The 20582-nt window shown below is 43.6% G+C and carries 16 protein-coding genes; 14 read left to right on the top strand and 2 right to left on the bottom strand.

All coding sequences use genetic code 11. The features are described from left to right. Positions 1-33: 33 nt before the first annotated feature. The 7 genes from MKZ02_RS16565 (at position 34) to mutL (ending at position 10262) form a co-directional block, all read left to right on the top strand. Positions 34-1803, top strand: coding sequence for a 2-oxoacid:acceptor oxidoreductase subunit alpha (locus MKZ02_RS16565; RefSeq protein WP_340854621.1), 1770 nt, complete (start codon positions 34-36; stop codon positions 1801-1803). After that, positions 1790-2656 (top strand): 2-oxoacid:ferredoxin oxidoreductase subunit beta, encoded by an 867-nt coding sequence (locus tag MKZ02_RS16560; RefSeq protein ID WP_340854618.1) that lies wholly within the window; start codon positions 1790-1792, stop codon positions 2654-2656. The genes MKZ02_RS16565 and MKZ02_RS16560 overlap by 14 nt, the downstream gene beginning before the upstream one ends. 216 nt (positions 2657-2872) lie before the next feature. Continuing rightward, the gene (gene miaB / locus MKZ02_RS16555) at positions 2873-4417 is read left to right on the top strand and encodes a tRNA (N6-isopentenyl adenosine(37)-C2)-methylthiotransferase MiaB (RefSeq protein ID WP_340854616.1); all 1545 of its coding nucleotides are present in this window, start codon (positions 2873-2875) and stop codon (positions 4415-4417) included. A gap of 1 nt (position 4418) precedes the next feature. Beyond that, on the top strand, positions 4419-4850 hold the full coding sequence (locus MKZ02_RS16550; protein ID WP_120037381.1) for a RicAFT regulatory complex protein RicA family protein: 432 nt from the start codon (positions 4419-4421) through the stop codon (positions 4848-4850). 195 nt (positions 4851-5045) lie between these two features. Further along, the gene (gene cotE, locus MKZ02_RS16545; protein WP_120037383.1) at positions 5046-5585 is read left to right on the top strand and encodes an outer spore coat protein CotE; all 540 of its coding nucleotides are present in this window, start codon (positions 5046-5048) and stop codon (positions 5583-5585) included. 126 nt (positions 5586-5711) lie between these two features. After that, the gene (gene mutS, locus MKZ02_RS16540) at positions 5712-8297 is read left to right on the top strand and encodes a DNA mismatch repair protein MutS (protein ID WP_340854613.1); all 2586 of its coding nucleotides are present in this window, start codon (positions 5712-5714) and stop codon (positions 8295-8297) included. Between the two features lie 27 nt (positions 8298-8324). Continuing rightward, positions 8325-10262 (top strand): DNA mismatch repair endonuclease MutL, encoded by a 1938-nt coding sequence (gene mutL / locus MKZ02_RS16535; RefSeq protein WP_340854612.1) that lies wholly within the window; start codon positions 8325-8327, stop codon positions 10260-10262. A 46-nt stretch (positions 10263-10308) separates the two neighbouring features. On the opposite strand, the gene MKZ02_RS16530 is transcribed toward mutL, so the two are convergent. Together MKZ02_RS16530 and MKZ02_RS16525 are read right to left on the bottom strand one after the other, a co-directional pair. Continuing rightward, positions 10309-12051, bottom strand: a complete 1743-nt coding sequence (locus tag MKZ02_RS16530; RefSeq protein ID WP_340854611.1) for an ABC transporter ATP-binding protein — start codon at positions 12049-12051, stop codon at positions 10309-10311. A 3-nt stretch (positions 12052-12054) separates the two neighbouring features. Beyond that, on the bottom strand, positions 12055-12792 hold the full coding sequence (locus tag MKZ02_RS16525; RefSeq protein ID WP_340854609.1) for a MerR family transcriptional regulator: 738 nt from the start codon (positions 12790-12792) through the stop codon (positions 12055-12057). A 232-nt stretch (positions 12793-13024) separates the two neighbouring features. On the opposite strand from MKZ02_RS16525, the gene MKZ02_RS16520 reads away from it, so the two are divergent. The 7 genes from MKZ02_RS16520 (at position 13025) to hfq (ending at position 20541) form a co-directional block, all read left to right on the top strand. Beyond that, the gene (locus MKZ02_RS16520; RefSeq protein WP_340854608.1) at positions 13025-14212 is read left to right on the top strand and encodes an MFS transporter; all 1188 of its coding nucleotides are present in this window, start codon (positions 13025-13027) and stop codon (positions 14210-14212) included. Positions 14213-14253: 41 nt separating this feature from the next. Continuing rightward, a complete protein-coding gene (locus MKZ02_RS16515) occupies positions 14254-14808 on the top strand; it encodes a glycerol-3-phosphate responsive antiterminator (protein ID WP_120037394.1) in 555 nt (184 codons plus the stop codon). A 221-nt stretch (positions 14809-15029) separates the two neighbouring features. Further along, complete coding sequence (locus tag MKZ02_RS16510; protein WP_340854606.1) at positions 15030-15851, top strand: MIP/aquaporin family protein; 822 nt, start codon at positions 15030-15032, stop codon at positions 15849-15851. A gap of 14 nt (positions 15852-15865) precedes the next feature. Beyond that, positions 15866-17359, top strand: a complete 1494-nt coding sequence (gene glpK / locus MKZ02_RS16505; protein ID WP_340854604.1) for a glycerol kinase GlpK — start codon at positions 15866-15868, stop codon at positions 17357-17359. Between the two features lie 161 nt (positions 17360-17520). Then, entirely contained in the window at positions 17521-19179 is a 1659-nt protein-coding gene (locus tag MKZ02_RS16500; protein ID WP_340854603.1) for a glycerol-3-phosphate dehydrogenase/oxidase, read from the top strand. Positions 19180-19325: 146 nt separating this feature from the next. Then, complete coding sequence (miaA, locus tag MKZ02_RS16495; RefSeq protein ID WP_120037402.1) at positions 19326-20270, top strand: tRNA (adenosine(37)-N6)-dimethylallyltransferase MiaA; 945 nt, start codon at positions 19326-19328, stop codon at positions 20268-20270. 37 nt (positions 20271-20307) lie between these two features. Further along, complete coding sequence (gene hfq, locus MKZ02_RS16490; protein ID WP_049661654.1) at positions 20308-20541, top strand: RNA chaperone Hfq; 234 nt, start codon at positions 20308-20310, stop codon at positions 20539-20541. Positions 20542-20582: the final 41 nt, after the last annotated feature.

The following is a 20582-nucleotide window of genomic DNA, read 5'->3' as shown; positions in this document are numbered from 1 at the left end:
AGATCCGAATGTACTGAAGGAGTTGTATATTTTATGATAAATCAGCTTTCCTGGAAAGTCGGAGGACAACAGGGGGAAGGGATTGAAAGTACCGGGGAAATCTTTTCTACCGCTTTGAACCGTCTTGGGTACTTTCTCTACGGGTACCGCCATTTTTCATCCCGAATTAAAGGCGGCCATACCAATAATAAAATTCGTGTGAGCACGACTCCTGTCCGTGCGGTCGCGGATGATTTAGATATTTTAGTGGCATTTGACCAGGAAACCATTGATGTCAACTATGGGGAGCTTCACGATCAGGGAATCATCATCGCAGATGCTAAGTTCAATCCAGTGAAGCCAGATCAGGCAAAGGCAGAATTGTATGTCGTTCCTTTCACAGAAATCGCGGCTGAACTGGGTACGTCGTTGATGAAGAACATGGTAGCTGTAGGGGCCACGTGCGCTGTTATTAATTTAGATGTACATGTGTTTACCAATGTAGTAGAAGAAATTTTTGGCCGCAAGGGAGAAGCCGTTGTCCAGAAGAACATGGAAGCGATTCAACAAGGCTATCAATATATGTGTGACCAGCTTGGCAGCAAAGTAGGAGCCATGCAGCTTGAAGCGGCAGATGGACATCAGCGGATGTTCATGATCGGCAATGATGCGATCGCACTCGGTGCCCTGACGGGCGGTGTCCGTTTGATGGCGGCTTACCCGATTACGCCAGCTTCTGAAATTATGGAATACTTGATCGACAAGCTGCCGAAGGTCGGCGGAACGGTCATTCAAACAGAAGATGAAATTGCGGCAGCCACGATGGCGATCGGTGCCAATTATGGCGGCATTCGTTCCTTTACCGCTTCTGCGGGACCGGGTCTCTCTTTAATGATGGAAGCGATTGGCCTGGCGGGGATGACAGAAACGCCGCTCGTTGTCGTTGATACTCAGCGGGGGGGTCCATCTACCGGCTTGCCAACAAAACAAGAACAGTCCGACTTACTGGCGATGATTTACGGAACCCATGGCGAAATCCCGAAAATCGTGATGGCGCCAAGCACGGCAGAAGAAGCCTTTTATGATACGGTGGAAGCCTTTAATCTCGCAGAAGAATATCAATGTCCGGTGATTCTTCTATCTGACTTGCAGTTATCTCTTGGCAAACAAACCGTCGAACCGCTGGACTACAGCCGAGTAGAAATCCGCCGAGGCAAACTTGTTCAAGAAGAGCTGCCGGAGCTGGATGGAAAAGCTTACTTTAAACGCTATGAAGTGACAGAGGACGGAGTTTCCCCTCGAGTGATCCCTGGCATGAAGCATGGCATTCACCACGTAACAGGGGTGGAGCATGATGAGACCGGCAGGCCGTCCGAAGGAGCGGCTAATCGCCAGGCTCAAATGGACAAGCGGATGAGAAAACTGGAGCAGATCCGCTTTGATACACCGATCTATAAAAACGCTCAGCATGAAGAAGCTGATTTATTGTTGATCGGATTTAATTCCACTCGCGGGGCGATTGAAGAAGCGATGGAACGGTTAGAGCAGGAGGGGGCAAAAGTCAACCATGCTCAAATTAGACTCATTCATCCGTTCCCGTCAGAAGAAATCTTGCCGCTGATCGAGTCAGCGAAAAACGTGCTTGTCGTAGAAAATAATGCGACTGGCCAATTGGCGAATATCATTAAAATGAATGTAGGCCACATTCAGAAAGTGAAAAGCCTGCTAAAATATGACGGCAATCCATTCCAGCCGCATCATATTTACCATGGCAGCAAAGAACTTTTCCCATTACAAGGAGCGGTTACAAATGGCAACGTTTAAAGATTTTCGAAATGATGTAAAACCAAACTGGTGTCCAGGCTGCGGTGACTTTTCTGTCCAGGCGGCGATTCAGCGGGCGGCGGCCAATATCGGCTTGACGCCGGATCAGCTCGCGGTTATTTCCGGCATCGGCTGTTCGGGACGTATTTCAGGCTACATTAAATCATACGGCCTTCATGGGATTCATGGGCGATCACTGCCGATTGCTCAAGGAGTGAAGATGGCCAATAAAGACTTAACGGTGATTGCTTCTGGCGGAGACGGCGATGGATTCGCCATCGGCATGGGGCATACGATTCATGCGATGCGCCGCAATATTGATATGACTTATATTGTGATGGATAATCAGATTTACGGGTTAACAAAGGGGCAAACCTCTCCTCGCTCTGCTCAGGGATTTGTAACAAAGTCCACTCCGAAAGGAGCGATTGAAGGAACGGTCTCTCCCATGGAGCTGGCGCTGACAAGTGGTGCTACATTTGTCGCTCAAAGCTTCTCTACGGACCTGAAGGACTTAACGGCCATCATTGAAGCGGGCATCAACCATAAGGGCTTTTCTATTATTAACGTGTTCAGCCCATGTGTGACCTATAATAAAATTAACACCTATGATTGGTTTAAAGAAAACTTAACGAAGCTTTCTGCGATTGAAGACTATGATTCTTCCAATCGGGAGATGGCGATGAATACGCTGATGCAACACAACGGTCTCGTAACAGGGATCATTTATCAGGATAAAGAAAGAGCTTCTTATCAAGAGCTTGTGCATGGCTATGCAGAAGAACCGCTGGCCAGCCAAGACCTGCAGCTTGGTGATGAAATGTTTAATAATTTTGTGAAGGAATTTATGTGATAAAAAAACCGCCATTGGCGGTTTTTTTATTTCAAAATAGGATTAATAAGAAAAAATAATGCTTTATTCTATCTAGTGAAATTGTTAGTATTCATCTATTGTTTAATCAAATGGAAAGCTATATACTAAAATAATGTGTACCACTTAACAAAAGATATTTCTCACTTTAAATATGGTTTATTGTCGTTTTTGCTAGAAAAGAAAGGAGTTTTTCTGATGAATGAAGAGCAACGTCTTCAGGGACAGCAAGTAAAAGAGAAAAATCCAACGGACAAAAAATCCGAAAAGGATTACAGTAAATATTTTGAAACCGTCTTTTTACCGCCTTCTTTAAAGGAAGCAAAAAAGCGGGGGAAAGAAGAAGTAGCCTACCATAAAGATTTTAAGATCGAAGAACAGCTTCGCGGCATGGGAGACGGGAAGAAGTTTTATATACGCACGTATGGCTGCCAGATGAACGAACATGACACAGAAGTAATGGCGGGCATCTTCATGGCTCTTGGCTATGAAGCAACGGATACAGTAGAGGATGCGAACGTTATCTTGCTCAACACGTGTGCGATTCGTGAAAATGCAGAAAATAAAGTGTTTGGTGAGCTTGGTCACTTGAAGCATTTAAAACAGCAGCGACCTGATCTATTGTTAGGTGTGTGCGGGTGTATGTCACAAGAAGAGTCTGTCGTAAATAAAATTTTAAAAACCTATAATCATGTTGATATGATTTTTGGCACACATAACATTCACCGCCTTCCACATATTTTAAATGATGCCTACATGTCGAAGGAAATGGTTGTTGAGGTATGGTCAAAAGAAGGGGACGTAGTAGAAAACCTTCCAAAAGTACGTCGGGGAAATATTAAAGCATGGGTAAATATTATGTACGGCTGTGATAAATTCTGTACGTATTGTATCGTTCCTTATACACGCGGAAAGGAACGGAGCCGACGCCCAGAGGACATTATTCAAGAGGTGCGTCATTTAGCTGCTCAAGGCTATCAGGAAATTACACTTCTTGGCCAAAATGTTAATGCTTATGGAAAAGATTTCGAAGACATAGAATACGGTCTCGGTGATTTAATGGACGAAATGAGAAAAATCGATATTCCGCGCGTTCGCTTCACAACGAGTCATCCGCGTGACTTCGACGATCATCTGATTGAAGTGTTAGCGAAAAAGGGCAATTTAATGGATCATATTCATCTGCCAGTTCAGTCAGGATCTACAGATGTATTAAAAATTATGGCACGCAAATATACGCGCGAACAATTCCTTGAGCTTGTTCGCAAAATCAAAGCAGCCATCCCGGATGTTGCGTTAACAACTGATATTATCGTCGGCTATCCGAATGAAACAGAGGAGCAATTTGAAGAAACCATTTCTCTGTACCGTGAGGTGGGCTTTGAGTCCGCTTATACGTTTATTTATTCTCCACGTGAAGGCACGCCTGCTGCTAAGATGAAAGACAACGTTCCGATGGAAGTGAAGAAAGAGCGGCTGCAGCGCCTAAATGCGGTAGTAAACGAATTGTCAGCTGAAGCATTAAAGAAATATGAAGGACAAGTTGTTCCTGTGCTCGTTGAAGGGGAAAGCAAGAACAATCCGGACATTTTGGCCGGATACACGAACAAAAATAAATTAGTTAATTTCAAGGGGCCGAAAACGGCAATCGGCAAAATTGTAAATGTAAAAATAACTGATGCAAAAACTTGGTCCTTAAACGGAGAAATGATTGAAGAACATCAATTGGCTGAGGTGGAGTAAAATGGCAAAGTATACAAAAGATGATATTCTCGCACAAGCAACAGAGCTGGCTAAAATGATTGCAGAAACCGACGAGGTTGCATTCTTTAAAGAGGCAGAAGCAAAAATTCATGAAAACCAAAAAGTGCGTGAAAAAATTGCCAGCTTAAAAAGCTTGCAGAAACAAGCGGTGAATTTTCAGCATTACGGCAAGACAGAAGCGTTAAAAATGGTCGAAGAAAAAATGTTGAAAATTGAACAGGAATTAGATGAGATTCCTGTTGTCCAGCAGTTTAAAGAATCACAGGTAGAAGTAAATGATATTTTGCAAATCGTTACATCCGCTATCTCCAACACAGTAACAGACCAGATTATTGAATCAACTGGCGGCGATTTGCTTCGCGGTGAAACAGGAGCCCAAGTTAGAAACAGCACGCCAGGAAGCTGCAGCTAATAAGTAGGCAAACGAAAGACATCAGCTCTCTATGCTGGTGTCTTTTTTATGACTAGAGAATATGAAAATCCACTTTCTCGGCAGTAGAGTTTTAGAGGAGTTATCTTTGCTTTTCTAACTTTTTATATGTTCTAGGCACATGTCTCGCTCTTGGTGCATATGATAGATAGAGAACAAGCGAGGAGGGACGCTCGGATGGCAGAATATAGAGAGATTATTACAAAGTCGGTTGTTGCTAAAGGCCGAAAATTTACCCAGACGCATCACACCATTTGTCCGCCACATCACCCATCGAGCATTTTAGGTTGCTGGATTATTAACCATGAGTATAAAGCAAAAAAGATGGGGAAAAAGGTAGAGGTTCATGGAACATACGATATTAACGTATGGTATTCGCATCATGACAATACGAAAACTTCAGTCGTAACGGAAAAAGTAAGTTATAAAGATGTTATTAAGTTGAAATATCGCGATGAAAATTGTTTTGATGATAATGAAGTGATGGCTCGGGTGCTGCAACAGCCAAATTGCTGTGAAGCGGTATGTTCGCCAAAGGATAATAAAATCATTGTTCAGGCTGAGCGCGAATTCTTGGTTGAAGTGGTCGGGGAAACAAAAATTTGCGTAGCGGTCCACCCTTATGGATGTGAGGATGAAGATTGGGACAGCGACATTGATGACGAAGACTATGAAGAATTAGATACAGCTTTTATAGAGAATAAAAAAGAAGATTAACGTAATGAGCAGGCTCTGAATACAGCCTGCTCATTTTTGTGGACTGCGTACGGCAGAGGGAGGGGAAATATGATATAATGTAAAGTTGAAAATAGACAGGTTTTCTTGAAAGGGATTGGACAATATATGGAACAATATACGCCGATGATCCGGCAATATTTAGCGATAAAGGCACAATATGAGGATGCCTTTTTGTTTTTTCGTTTAGGAGATTTCTATGAAATGTTTTTTGAAGATGCAACTAAAGCCAGCCAGTTGCTTGAAATTACGTTAACGAGCAGAGATGGCGGATCGTCTGCACGTATACCGATGTGCGGGGTGCCCTACCATTCGGCGGTTGCTTATATAGAACAGTTAATCGAACTTGGCCATAAGGTCGCTATTTGCGAACAGACTGAAGATCCAAAGCAAGCAAAAGGTGTCGTTAAACGCGAAGTCGTACAGCTTATCACCCCTGGCACCGTCATGGAAGGCAAGGGGCTTCATGATAAAGAAAACAATTATATCGCGGCTCTTTTCTGTGAAAATGAGGATATATACAGCCTGGCCTTTTGTGATTTATCTACTGGTGAAAGTCGAACGACAGCTTTAACGACACTCGATGAAGTACTGAATGAACTATCTACTTTACGGGCAAAGGAGGTAGTGACGAAGCAGGATTTGGATGAGAATGTAAGAAAGGCGTTAAAGGAGCGGCTTGGTGTTACGCTTTCTTATGAAGAGCAAACAGCTGCAAGGGATGAATTCGTGTCTTTAACCGAACAGATTACTGTTTCCGGAATGCAGCAGGCCGCCCATCTGCTGTTTCATTATCTGCACCGCACGCAAAAGCGGAGTCTCACTCACTTACAGCCAGTTGAAGTCTATGAAGTCCATCAATTTATGAAGATCGATTTTTATTCCAAACGCAATCTTGAGCTAACGGAAACGATCCGTTCGAAAAACAAAAAAGGCTCATTGCTTTGGCTTTTGGATGAAACGATGACGGCGATGGGCGGCCGGATGCTGAAGCGTTGGATTGACCGTCCGCTGATCAACCGACGACAAATTAATGAACGTTTGTCAATGGTGGAGAAATTGATACAATCTTTTTTTGAGCGCCAGGAAATCCGGGAGATGTTAAAGGAAGTGTATGACCTGGAGCGCCTTGCTGGACGGGTCGCTTTCGGAAATGTCAACAGCCGCGATTTGATTCAGTTAAAGAAATCCTTGCAGCAGATTCCACTGCTGAAGGATTTGCTGCTTAAAATTCAAAACGATGAAATTCAAGCACTCTCGAAAAATATGAATCCGTGTGAAGAGTTGACCGACCTTCTCGAACAAGCTTTTGTTGATAATCCGCCGTTATCTGTTAAAGAAGGCGGCATGATCAGAGACGGCTTTCATGCGGAGCTTGATGAGTATAGAGATGCAAGCCGCAACGGAAAAGATTGGATTGCCAACTTGCAGCAGGAAGAGAGAGAAAGAACAGGCATCAAGTCATTAAAGATTGGCTATAATCGCATCTTTGGCTATTACATTGAAATTACAAAAGCGAACCTTCATTTGCTTCAGGACAGCCGCTATGAACGCAAACAAACATTAGCAAACTGTGAGCGTTTTATCACGCCGGAATTAAAGGAAAAGGAAACGCTGATTTTGCAAGCTACAGAAAAGATTATTGACCTGGAATATGAGCTGTTCCTTGAAATCCGTGAGCAGGTGAAATCATTTATTCCTGAGCTTCAGGAACTTTCCAGACTTGTGAGCGAATTAGACGTGCTGCAATGCTTCGCTGAAGTCAGTGAGAAGCGAAAATATATAAGACCGGAATTAACGGAAAGCCGGGAGCTTTTCATTAAAGAGGGGCGCCATCCTGTCGTGGAAAAAGTCATGGATTCCCAGGAATACGTTCCGAATGACTGTTTCATGAACGGCGAGAGGGAAATGCTTCTTGTCACCGGTCCGAATATGTCAGGGAAAAGCACGTATATGAGACAGGTCGCTTTAACAGCCATTATGGCTCAAATTGGCTGTTTCGTTCCTGCACAGGAAGCTAAGTTGCCTGTTTTCGATCAGGTGTTTACAAGAATCGGAGCAGCGGATGATTTGATCTCGGGCCAAAGTACGTTTATGGTGGAAATGCTGGAGGCTAAAAATGCTATTACCCATGCAACGAACCAATCTTTGATTCTCTTTGATGAAATTGGCCGCGGCACATCAACCTATGATGGAATGGCGCTTGCTCAAGCGATCATTGAGCATATTCATGAGCATATCCAAGCCAAGACGCTGTTTTCTACCCATTATCATGAATTAACTGTTTTAGAGGAATCCCTTCCTCAGTTGAAAAATGTACATGTCAGTGCAATTGAACAAAATGGCCGTGTGGTTTTTCTTCATAAAATAAAAGAAGGAGCGGCCGATAAAAGCTACGGCATTCATGTGGCACAGCTGGCTGAGCTTCCTCGTGAGCTCATTGAGCGAGCAAATGAGATCCTGACGGAATTAGAACAGAAAGAACAGCCTGATTTACGAAAGCAGCCGAAGGAAACAGCAGAAGCAGCCGGCCAGCTCTCTTTCTTCAGCGAACCTGTTGCTGCTCCTCCTACGCCGCAGACAGATAAAGAGAAAAAGATTATTGAAGAGTTAAAGTCCTACGATTTACTGGAAATGACTCCTCTTGATGCAATGAATGCCCTCTATGCGCTTCAAAAGAAAATAAAGAGGTAGTCAGACAAAGAAAAGCAGGTGAAGCAAATGGGAAAAATTATTCAGCTGGATGATACACTTTCGAATAAAATTGCTGCCGGTGAAGTAGTAGAACGCCCTGCTTCTGTTGTGAAGGAGCTCGTCGAGAATTCAGTCGATGCTGGAAGTTCAGTTATTGAGGTTGACGTGGAAGAAGCAGGGCTGGAAAGCATCCGTATTCTTGACAATGGAGCAGGAATAGAGCCGGATGATGTATTGAAAGCTTTTTCCCGTCATGCGACAAGTAAAATCAAAGATGAAAATGATTTATTTCGCATTCGGACGCTAGGCTTTCGAGGCGAAGCGCTGCCGAGCATTGCTTCTGTATCCGAGCTTTCGATGACGACCGGAACGGGGGAAGGTCCGGGAACAGAGATCATTCTTTCGGGAGGGATTGTTCAGAAGCACGGTCCGGCAGCCAGCCGCAAAGGAACGGATATAAAAGTGTCTGGGTTGTTTTTTAACACCCCGGCACGTTTGAAATATATGAAAACGATTCACACCGAGCTTGGTAACATCACAGATGTAGTCAATCGGCTCGCTTTGGCCCATCCGGAGGTAGCCATAAGACTGCGCCACAATGGGAGAGAGTTGCTGCAGACAACAGGAAATGGAGATGTCCGCCAAGTACTTGCGGCGATTTACGGGTTAAATACGGCCAAAAAGATGATTCCTGTGGCAGCTTCCTCCTTGGATTTCCAAGTAGAAGGCTGGATTTCGTTGCCGGAAATTACTCGCGCTTCCAGAAACTATCTTTCTGTCATGGTGAACGGGAGATTCATTAAAAATTACAGCCTGGCAAAAGCGATTCAGGAAGGTTACCATACACTGCTTCCAATTGGGCGGTATCCCATTGCTTTAGTGAATATTGTCATGGACCCGATACTAGTCGATGTCAATGTTCACCCTGCCAAGCTAGAAGTGCGTTTTAGCAAAGAACAAGAGTTACAGGAAGTTATTACAACTGCTATCCGTGAAGCTTTCCAAAAAGAAACGTTGATTCCTTCGGCAGCACCAGCAGTGAAGCAAGCAAAACCGCTTTCCCGGCAAGAGGAATTTTCGTTTGATGACAGCCGGAAGCAAGTGAAAACAGAAACTAGCTTTGAAAAAAAGTTTCGCCCTACTACATTGTCCCAGCGCGAATCGTTACTGCCGACGGATAAAATGAAAGAGTTGTATACGAAAGAGCTTTACGAAGTAAATGCTGATCAAGCGGACGATGACCATCCGGTGGAGTCGAAAGAAACAGAAGAGATCATTCAACAGACCGAATTTATACCTTCCACACCGACAGATCTCGTAGCAGAGACCTTCTCAGAAGAAATTGAGTATGAAACACACGAGATACATGAGACAACAGAAAGCAGATTGCCGCCTCTTTATCCAATTGGGCAAATGCACGGCACATATATTTTTGCCCAAAATGAAAGAGGTTTGTACATGATTGATCAGCATGCCGCCCAGGAAAGATTGAAATATGAATTTTTCCGGGAGAAAGTGGGACAAGTAGAAAAAGAATTGCAAGATATGCTTGTGCCCATCACGCTGGATTATTCAGCCGATGACTGTATTAAAATTACTGAACATCTGCACGAATTGGAAAGTGTCGGCGTGTTTTTGGAACCATTCGGTGAGAGAGCTTTTATCGTCCACTCCCATCCGCAATGGTTTCCTAAAGGAGAAGAACAGCAAATGATCGAGGGCATCATTGAGCAAATGCTGTCCATGAAAAAGGTTGATATTAAAAAGTTACGGGAGGAAGCTGCGATTATGATGAGCTGCAAAGCCTCCATCAAAGCGAATCATCATTTACGGAACGATGAGATCCAGCAGCTGCTTGATGATCTGCGACATAGCAGCGATCCATTCACTTGTCCGCACGGCCGGCCGATCATCATTCACTATTCCACCTATGAAATAGAGAAAATGTTTAAACGCATTATGTGATCGAAAAAAGGTCAGCCTCCCGAAAGGCTGACCTTTTTTTAATGGCTCAAGAAGAAAACTGTTGGCTTGCCAATTTTTGATAGAGTGAATGAGTTTGAGACAGTGTGTCATGCGTGCCAATGCCTGTAATTTTCCCTCGTTCGATGACGACGATTTGGTCGGCGTTTACGATGGTGGATAAGCGATGCGCTATGACAAGGGTCGTCCGGCCAGTCATTAATTGGTCGAGCGCTTTTTGGACAAGCCGTTCTGAGTCACTGTCCAAGTTAGAAGTCGCCTCGTCAAGAAGCAAAATTTGCGGGTTACGCATAAAGGCCCGGGCAATCGCTATCCGCTGCCGCTGGCCACCTGATAGTTTGATTCCTCGTTCGCCGACTTCTGTGTTATATTGATCGGGAAACCCCTCAATAAACTCAGCGGCATTAGCTAGCTTTGCGGCTCTTTTTATCTCGTCCTCTTTAATCGGGCCCTCCATGCCGTAACAAATATTATCGCGAATGGAACCCGACATAATGGGACTTTCTTGGGAAACATAACCGATGGATGTGCGCCACGAACGAAGGTCAAATTCGCTGATGGGATGCTCTCCCAAGAAAATTTCTCCTTGCACAGGTTGATAGAAGCGCTCAAGCAAAGCAAAGAGAGTGGTTTTGCCGCTGCCGCTCGGGCCGACAAAGGCCGTTGTTTTTCCGGTTGGAATATGAAGATTCATATTTTTGAGCACAGCATGATTTTCCTCGTAACCAAAAGTCAGGTCTTTAAGTGATAGATGCTGTGCTGGCTGAACGACAGGCAAGCCGGCTGCTTCTGATTCTTTTTTCAGTGTTAGAATGGATTGAATTCTTTCTGTCGCTCCCATGGCTTTTTGAAAAGCTGTAAAGAATGAAGCCATTTGGCTAAAGGGGATGACAATCTGGAACATGTAAATAATAATAGCAACGAGTGAACCGGCTGTAAGGGCTCCAGAGGCAACGCGGACACCGCCGTAACCGATTAATACGACAAGGACGAGCATCATGATCACTGTCATAAAAGGAGAAATGACAGCCTGGACCCGCGCTTCTTTCAATCCATAACGAAAAAGCTCCTGAATGCGGTAGAAACCTTTTTCTCTTTCCGCCTTTTCAGCGCTGTACGCCTTAACGAGTCGGATATCTGTGAGCACCCTGCCGAGATCAGCAGAAAAGCCGGCCATTTCGGTTTGAGTATCCTTGGAAATGCGATACATTTTTCTGCCGAGCGGCATAATGATCAAAATAGAAACTGGGGCAGCGAGAAGCATAATGACGGTCATTTTCCAATCAATGAAAAGCAAAATAACAATGGCGCCAAGGATGGAGATGATCCCAGTGACAAATGAGACGAGGTGCTGGACGATCAAAGTTTTAACCGTGTTTGTATCCTGAGTAATCCGGCTCATCGTTTCTCCAGATTCATGCTCATCAAAGTAAGAAACGGGCAATTCAAGGACTTGGTTCCATACTCTTCTCCGCACAGAAGAAACGACTGCTTCCCCAATATAGCTCATCAAGTAGTAGGAGAAACCACCTGAAACAGTCTGAACGAGAAAGCTGCCAGCAAGGAAGAGAATAACGGATGTTTGCAGTTGATTGTGGGCAAGTTGATCAACGAGATCTTTCGTAAATAAAGGAACGACAAGCCCGGCGAGTGTTTCGGCTATACTTAACAGGATGGCCCCGGCAATGATCCACTTTGACAGGCGGGCTTTTGTAAATAAGTGTACAAAGGGCTTCCATTGTTGGAAATTTGTTTGTTCAGTTTTTTCCATTTTCTATTCCTCCTTTTCTTTATAATAAGTCATCGCTTGTTCGAGCCACTTCTCTTCTTCAGGACTAAATGGGTAAGGAAACAGCCATGGATCTTCTTCCAGATCGGTAGCAAAATAAGTTTCCAACGTATGGAAATCATCGCCGGCTACTTCTGCTGCCAGCTCTATTAATTCCGTCACTAATTGTTCAACAGCGCTTCTTTTTGGATCTGAAAAGGCCAGTTCCTTTATGCGTGAAAACAAGTCCATCGCTCTTTTCTCGATCTCTTCTTGGTTATTCTTTATTCGATCGAATAATTCATCAATGTATGGCGATGGTACAACGGATTTCATCCAGCTTTTATGATCATCCTCCATCTGAACATTATTAATCATTGAAACAAAGATATCGGTATGCAACGTGCCGCCTCTTTCTATTTGATCAATGGCAAGGCTTAGTAGCCGGATAGCGTCATTTAGCTGTTCGCGCTTTTTTTTCATAAGGTCGCGCTGAAAGATAAGAGAGTCTTTTTCATTCCATGTGTCTTTACGAATAAAGTCAGCAATCTCTTCCAGTGAAAACCCTAAAAATTTAAGAGAAACAATTTTTTGAAGTATCCACAAGTCACTTTCTTGGTAATAACGATGTCCGCTTGATGTCCGTTTAGCTGCTAGAAGGCCAATTTCATCATAATATTGCAAGGTTCTCGCTGTCAGGCCGCTCATCTTTTTAAATTGGCCAATAGTAAATGTTTTCGCCATTTTGCTTTCCTCCATCCACTTAATAAGTCCATTCTAAAACATTACGTTACGTAAAGTGCAAGGTGAAAAAACCAGATTTTCCACATACATTTAAAATGTAGAACTTCTCGTATTTATCTCTCTATACGTTCTAAACGAAATAGCCTAATATAGAAAAGGGAGAAGTACTTTTAATCTGTTGATGGGATGGAGACGGTTCTTCGGAATCTACAAGAGGTGAATAAGAGTTGTTATGGTGAACACAAGAGAGAGTTTTCGATTACGCATACTTGTTAGTATTATAGCGATTTCCGGATTTAGTCAGGGAATGCTGCTGCCGCTGATCGCTGTTTTGTTTGAGAGGGAAGGGATGTCGGCTTCGTTAAATGGATTAAATGCAACTGGTTTATATATTGGAATTTTGCTTGTTTCACCGTTTATGGAAAGACCGCTGCGGCAGTTCGGTTATAAGCCGGTCATCATCGGAGGCGGGCTGCTCGTTATTGTCGCTCTTTTTTCTTTTCCTTTATGGAAGTCCTTTTGGTTTTGGTTTATTTTGCGGCTGCTGATTGGAATCGGTGATCATGCGCTTCATTTTGGCACCCAGACATGGATCACCTCTTTTTCGTCACCGGAGCGGCGCGGGCGAAATATTTCGCTCTATGGATTATTTTTTGGCTTAGGTTTTGCCACTGGTCCGCTCATGACCGGTCTTATCCATTATAGCGAATCTTTGCCGTTTATTGTTTCGGGGGTGCTTTGTCTTATTTGTTGGGTCTTTTTATTCTTCCTGAAAAATGACTTTCCAGAACAGCAGGTGGAAACCAATTCGACGTGGGAAACTCTGAAGCGCTTCAGAGAAGCGTCTCGCTATGGATGGATTGCCTTTTTGCCGACATTTGCTTATGGATTCTTAGAAGCTTCTTTTAATGGCATTTATCCAATTTATGGGGTTCGAACCGGATTGTCTGTTCAAGAAATTTCTGTCATTTTGATGTCATTTGCTATCGGAGGAATTGTTTTCCAGTTCCCGCTAGGTGTATTGAGCGATAAGTATGGACGGAAAAGAGTGTTAGCGGTTGTATTGTTAGCGGGTACGGTTTTGTTTTTTAGCGCCGCATTGATCGACCACTTATATTATTTACTGTTAGTGAGTATTTTTCTTGCTGGCATGCTTGTTGGTTCCACTTTCAGCCTGGGAATCAGCTTTATGACCGATCTAATGCCTAGACAATTCCTGCCGACAGGCAATCTTCTGTGCGGCATGGCCTTCAGCATCGGTAGTTTAACCGGTCCATACTTGGGAGGGATGGCTTTACAGTTGTTTGAGAGCATCAGCTTTTTCACAGTTATTAGCGCTATTTTTGCACTCGTTACCATGATCTTTTTTTGGTATGGAGGGAAACCTTTAAAGAAAGACAACATACTCCCCCTTGACTGATAAGCAGATGAAGAAAGTTTAAATGAAAAGGAGTGTAGCGGATGAATTTTCACGGACAAAAAATTTTGCCGGCTGTCCGGACAATGAAGGATTTTGATAAAATGCTGGACACTCCATTCGAGTATGGTGTGTTTTTAGATCTTCATATAGGCATGGTAAAGAGTGTTTTTGACTATGCAAAGCAGCACGGAAAGAAAATGTTCCTGCATCTCGATCTAATTCACGGACTAACAAGTGATGAATATGCGGCCGAATTTGTAGCACAATATGCCAAGCCATATGGAATTATTTCAACAAAAGGCAGTGCCATTGTCAGAGCGAAGCAAAAAGGAATGCTGGCGACACAGCGGGCATTCATTATCGATTCAAGCGCCCTCGAGCGCAGTGTGAAATTAATTGAACGGACAGACCCTGATTATATCGAGGTGCTGCCGGGCGTCGTACCGAAGATTATTAAAGAGCTGCATGAAAAAACAAAAAAGCCAATCTTCGCCGGCGGATTGATTGAAACGAGAGAGGAAGTAGAAGAGGCCCTGCAGGCGGGGGCATGCGCCATCACAACCTCTGATCGAGAGCTGTGGAAATTATATTATTAAAAGTTAGGTTGTTGTAAATTAGTTGATGGCGCTTTCAAAACATGTTATCTTAAAAATAAGTTAATAATTTGTGAGGGAGAACAAAGAGATTCACAACACACGCTATTTCAGGCGGTTGTTTGTTGTGAATTTTTTTGTTCTCTTTTTTTATTTAACGTTCCTGTTAACGAGTACAACACTCTTTAACATCGGTAAATTCATAGAAAAAAGGGAGTGGGGAAATGTCACCGTTTTGGGGAGAGCTTTTCGGCACAGCTCTGTTGATTGTATTCGGAGCAGGAGTTTGTGCAAATGTAAATTTAAAGAAATCTTTTGCTTTTGGTTCGGGCTGGATTGTGATCGCCTGGGGCTGGGGTCTGGCTGTTGCGATGGCTGTGTACGCAGTTGGGCGATTTAGTGGGGCCCATTTAAATCCGGCTGTCACGCTGGCTCTGGCATTTGCTGGAGATTTTGCGTGGGGAGATGTCATACCTTATATCATTGCACAAATAATTGGCTCTATAATCGGTGCAGCGGTGGTTTACTTGCATTTTCTACCCCATTGGAAAGCAACGGAGGATCCGGCAGCAAAGCTAGGGGTTTTTGCTACTGGGCCAGCGATTGAGCATGCGTTTTCTAACTTATTAAGCGAAATTATCGGGACTTTTATTTTGACGGTTGGAATATTATCGATTGGAGCGAATCAATTTACGGAAGGGCTGAATCCGTTTATTGTAGGATTATTGATTGTGGCCATCGGCTTATCTTTAGGTGGAACAACTGGTTATGCCATTAATCCAGCTCGGGATCTTGGCCCGCGCATTGCTCATTTTTTATTACCGATTGCAGGGAAAGGTTCTTCTAATTGGAAATACGCCTGGATACCTGTAGTGGGCCCGCTGCTTGGCGGTTCAATTGGTGGATTGTTTTACCGAGCTTTCTTTATAGGAGAGAAAGGGCCGGCATTGTGGATAGTATTAGCTATTACTTTTTTTGCTTTACTCGTTATACTTATTTGGGGAAAGAGAAATCATACAGCTTCAATCAATATAGATGTTCGTTAAAGGGAGGAGAAACGATGGAACAATTTATTTTATCACTTGACCAGGGCACTACCAGTTCAAGAGCGATCTTGTTTAATAGAAAAGGAGAAGTGGCTTACGTTGCCCAAAAAGAATTTACTCAGCATTTTCCGCACCCTGGCTGGGTGGAGCACAATGCCAATGAAATATGGGGAACGATTCTTGCTTGCATTGCAACCGTGTTATCTGAAAACAATATTAGTCCTGAGCAAATTGCTGGTATCGGAATTACGAACCAACGGGAAACAACAGTAGTTTGGGAAAAAGAAACAGGGAAGCCGATTTACAATGCGATCGTCTGGCAGTCACGGCAAACGGCCGATATTTGCAATGAACTAAAGGAGCAAGGATATGATTCGTTGTTCCGAGAAAGAACGGGGCTGCTAATTGATGCCTACTTTTCGGGTACGAAAATAAAATGGATTCTTGATCATGTAGCAGGCGCACGGGAGCGGGCAGAAAGAGGAGAACTCCTGTTTGGAACAATTGATACGTGGCTCATTTGGAAGCTATCGGGCGGGAAAGCCCACGTGACTGATTATTCGAATGCTTCAAGAACCTTAATCTATAACATTCATGATTTAGAATGGGATGATGAGCTGTTAAAGATCTTGGATATTCCGAAAGCCATGCTTCCTGAGGTTCGGCCTTCGTCTGAAATTTACAGCCATACAGTGCCTCACCATTTTTTTGGAAAAGAGGTACCGATTGCCGGGGCAGCTGGTGATCAGCAGGCTGCTTTATTTGGGCAGGCGTGCTACGATGAAGGAATGGCGAAAAACACATATGGCACCGGTTGTTTTATGTTAATGAATACAGGCGAAAAAGCGGTTTCTTCTCGTCACGGTTTATTAACGACCATTGCCTGGGGAATAGATGGGAAAGTTGAATATGCTCTTGAAGGAAGCATCTTCGTAGCAGGATCGGCGATTCAGTGGCTACGTGACGGCTTGCGTATGGTAAAGGACGCCGTGGAGACAGAGGAATATGCAACTAGAGTGGCCTCTTCTGAAGGCGTGTATGTGGTCCCAGCTTTTGTCGGACTGGGAACTCCTTATTGGGATAGTGACGTACGCGGCTCAGTCTTCGGCTTAACGAGAGGCACTTCCAAAGAGCATTTTGTCCGTGCTACACTTGAATCGCTTGCTTATCAAACGAAAGATGTGTTGGATGCAATGGAAGCTGATTCTGGTATTTCATTGAAAACCTTGCGTGTCGATGGCGGGGCTGTTAAAAATAATTTTCTTATGCAGTTCCAGAGCGATATGCTGCAAGTGCCTGTGGAACGACCGATTATTAATGAAACAACGGCGCTCGGGGCAGCCTATCTTGCTGGGCTGGCGGTGGGGTTCTGGCAAGACCGGAAAGAGATTGCCTCTAAGTGGCAAGTAGAAAAATTGTTCCAGCCGAAAATGGATAAAGAGGAACAAATACGTTTGTATGCCGGTTGGAAAAAAGCAATCGAGGCCGCTTTAGTGTTTAAAGTTTGAAATCTGCTGAATAGTCCTATATAATAAAAGTAAGTTAATAAATTGTCTGGAGAAACAGAGAGACCTGTCTTCATAGCGATGATCCATCGTTATGCTTTGACGGGTCTCTTTTTCGTTTTCTTCCCATAAAGATGAGGTATTTAACAACTGGAGGCGAAATTATGAAGTTTTCAAATGTAGAGCGAGAGCAATGGCTTGACCGTTTACAAGCAGAGGAGTTTGATCTTCTTGTCATTGGTGGCGGAATTACAGGAGCAGGTATTGCCCTCGATGCGTCAACACGTGGAATGAAGGTAGCTCTTGTGGAAATGCAAGACTTTGCTGCCGGTACATCCAGCCGCTCAACAAAACTTGTTCATGGCGGCTTGCGCTACTTAAAACAGTTTGAAATTAAAATGGTGTCTGAGGTAGGAAAAGAGCGTGCAGTAGTTTATGAAAACGGCCCGCACGTTACAACACCAGAGTGGATGCTGCTCCCCATGCATCGAGGAGGGACTTTTGGCAAGTTTACAACAGGGATTGGCTTGCGTGTCTATGACTTTCTTGCTGACGTAAAAAAATCAGAACGAAGAACGATGCTCACTGCTGAAGAAACTCTTCAAAAAGAGCCGCTCGTAAAAAAAGAAGGGTTAGTTGGTGGCGGCTACTATGTAGAGTACCGGACCGACGATGCTCGGCTAACGATAGAAGTGATGAAAAGAGCAGTTGAAAAAGGGACAATTGCTGTTAACTATATGAAAGCAGAGAAGTTCGTCTATGAAGAGCAAAAGGTAATCGGGATTGAGGCTAAAGACGTTTTAACAGGGAAAACCATTGAGGTGAAAGCAAAGAAAGTCGTCAATGCAGCAGGCCCTTGGGTAGATAATGTCCGAAAGAAGGACTATTCGGTTAATAATAAACACTTGCGATTGACAAAGGGCATTCATATCGTTATTGATCAATCTATTTTTCCGCTTAAGCAAGCTGTATATTTTGACTCGCCCGATGGCCGAATGATCTTCGCCATTCCGCGAGATGGCAAAGCATATGTCGGCACAACCGATACGTTCTATGGAGAAGATCAGGACATAGCCAATCCGAAGATGCTAGAAGAAGATCGAGACTATTTATTAAAAGCTATTCGTTATATGTTCCCTGATGTGAACGTAGGACCCGCAGATGTTGAATCGAGCTGGGCAGGTGTGCGGCCGCTTATTTACGAGGAAGGAAAGGACCCTTCAGAAATATCAAGGAAGGATGAAATTTGGGAAGGAGAGAGCGGATTAATTACGATTGCTGGCGGTAAACTGACAGGATACCGGAAAATGGCTGAAATCGTTGTAAACCTTGTTTCTGAAAGACTGAGCGCTGAAACAGGTAGACAATTTAAAAGCTGTCAAACGCGCCATTTGCCAATATCTGGAGGTGACGTTGGTGGGGCTGCTCAACTGGAATCATTTATTAAGAAGAAGGGAAAAGAAGCTGTTTCCTTTGGGTTATCTGAGCAAGAAGGAGAATACTTGGCTCATATGTATGGAACAAATGTAGATCATGTATTTACCTTTGCACAACAAGCTTCAGTGAATGATCTCCCTAAAGTGCTATATGCCCAATTGCTATATGCAGTCAATCATGAAATGATTTGGCGGCCGGTCGATTTCCTTATTCGCCGAACCGGAGCATTATTTTTCCGAATGGATGAAGTGAAGCAGTACAAAAAACGAGTTATCGCAGTAATGGCAGATTTGTTCGGGTGGTCCTCTTCTCATACCGAACAATATTTAGAAGAGCTGGACAAAGAAATACGGGATGCACAAATCCCTGTTGATGTACAGCAATAACCGAAATCCGGCTGTAATAATAAGCAGCCGGATTTTTTTGATAGCACGTATAAAATAAAAAAAAAGGGTGAGAATAGAGTATTAGCTTTAATAACTGATTGTACGTATGGTACGATAAGAGAAAATCGGTAAAGGCAGTGAAAAGATTGCATCAGCAGGAAAAACTTATCGTGATCATCGGGCCGACAGCAGTCGGTAAAACAGCGCTAAGCATCCATTTAGCTAAGCGATTTAGGGGAGAGATCATCAGCGGGGATTCCATGCAGGTTTATAAAGGAATGGATATTGGTACCGCCAAAATCAGCCCCGAAGAGATGGAAGGAGTTCCCCATCACTTAATCGACATTAAAGAGCCTGATGAATTATTTTCGGCTGCCGAGTTCCAACAGCTTGTCAGGAAAAAAATAACAGACATTACTAATAGAGGGTCCCTGCCTATTATTGTGGGCGGGACAGGCTTATATGTTCAATCAGTTATTTATGATTATCAATTTTCCGAGACTGGTGGGGACCCGCAGTTGCGTGAAGAGTTAGAAGAAGAAGCAGCCCAGGCGGGAAAAGAGGCACTTCATGGAAAACTGAAACAAATTGATCCAGAAGCGGCAGCCAGCATTCATCCAAATAATGTGAGAAGAGTGATTCGCGCATTGGAGATCTTTTATACAACCGGAAAAAGGATGTCTGAGCAACAAAGTCAACCGCCTGATAAATTGTTATATGAGACAGCGTTAATCGGCCTCACCATGGAACGGGAACAGCTTTATCACCGCATTAATCAGAGAGTGGACAGCATGATGGCAACTGGTTTGCTGGAAGAGGTAAAAATGCTTTGGGAAAAGGGCATCCGCAGCGGTCAGGCTGTACAGGCCATTGGCTATAAAGAGCTATTTAGTTATTTAAGGGGGGAAGAGACGTTAGAGTCGGCTGTCGAGCAATTAAAACAAAATTCGCGAAACTATGCTAAGCGCCAGTTGACTTGGTTCCGAAATAAAATGGCCGTAGATTGGTTTGACTTATCAGATGAGGAAAAGCGGCCGCAAAAAATAAAAGAAATTTCCGATTTTGTAGCAGGAAAGCTGCATTTAAAATAGAATTAATTAAGTATAGATAGAAAGAGGAGGAAAAGATATGAAACAAGGGATCAATATCCAAGACCAATTTCTAAATCAGCTTCGAAAAGACGGAACGCTCGTCACTGTATTCTTACTAAATGGATTTCAATTGCGCGGTTACATAAAGGGTTTTGATAATTTCACGGTTTTATTTGAATCAGACGGAAAACAGCAGCTCGTTTATAAGCATGCTATCTCTACATTCGCTCCTCAACGAAACGTTCAAATTTCTTTGGAAGAACAAGAATAATATAATTCAAACGTGTACAAATTTTTGTACACGTTTTTTAT

This window comes from Pseudobacillus sp. FSL P4-0506 (assembly GCF_038003025.1).
In the GTDB taxonomy this organism is placed as follows: Bacteria; Bacillota; Bacilli; order Bacillales; family Domibacillaceae; genus Pseudobacillus.
The sequence above is the reverse complement of the archived record's forward strand: the minus strand, read 5'-3'. Positions and strand labels throughout refer to the sequence as shown.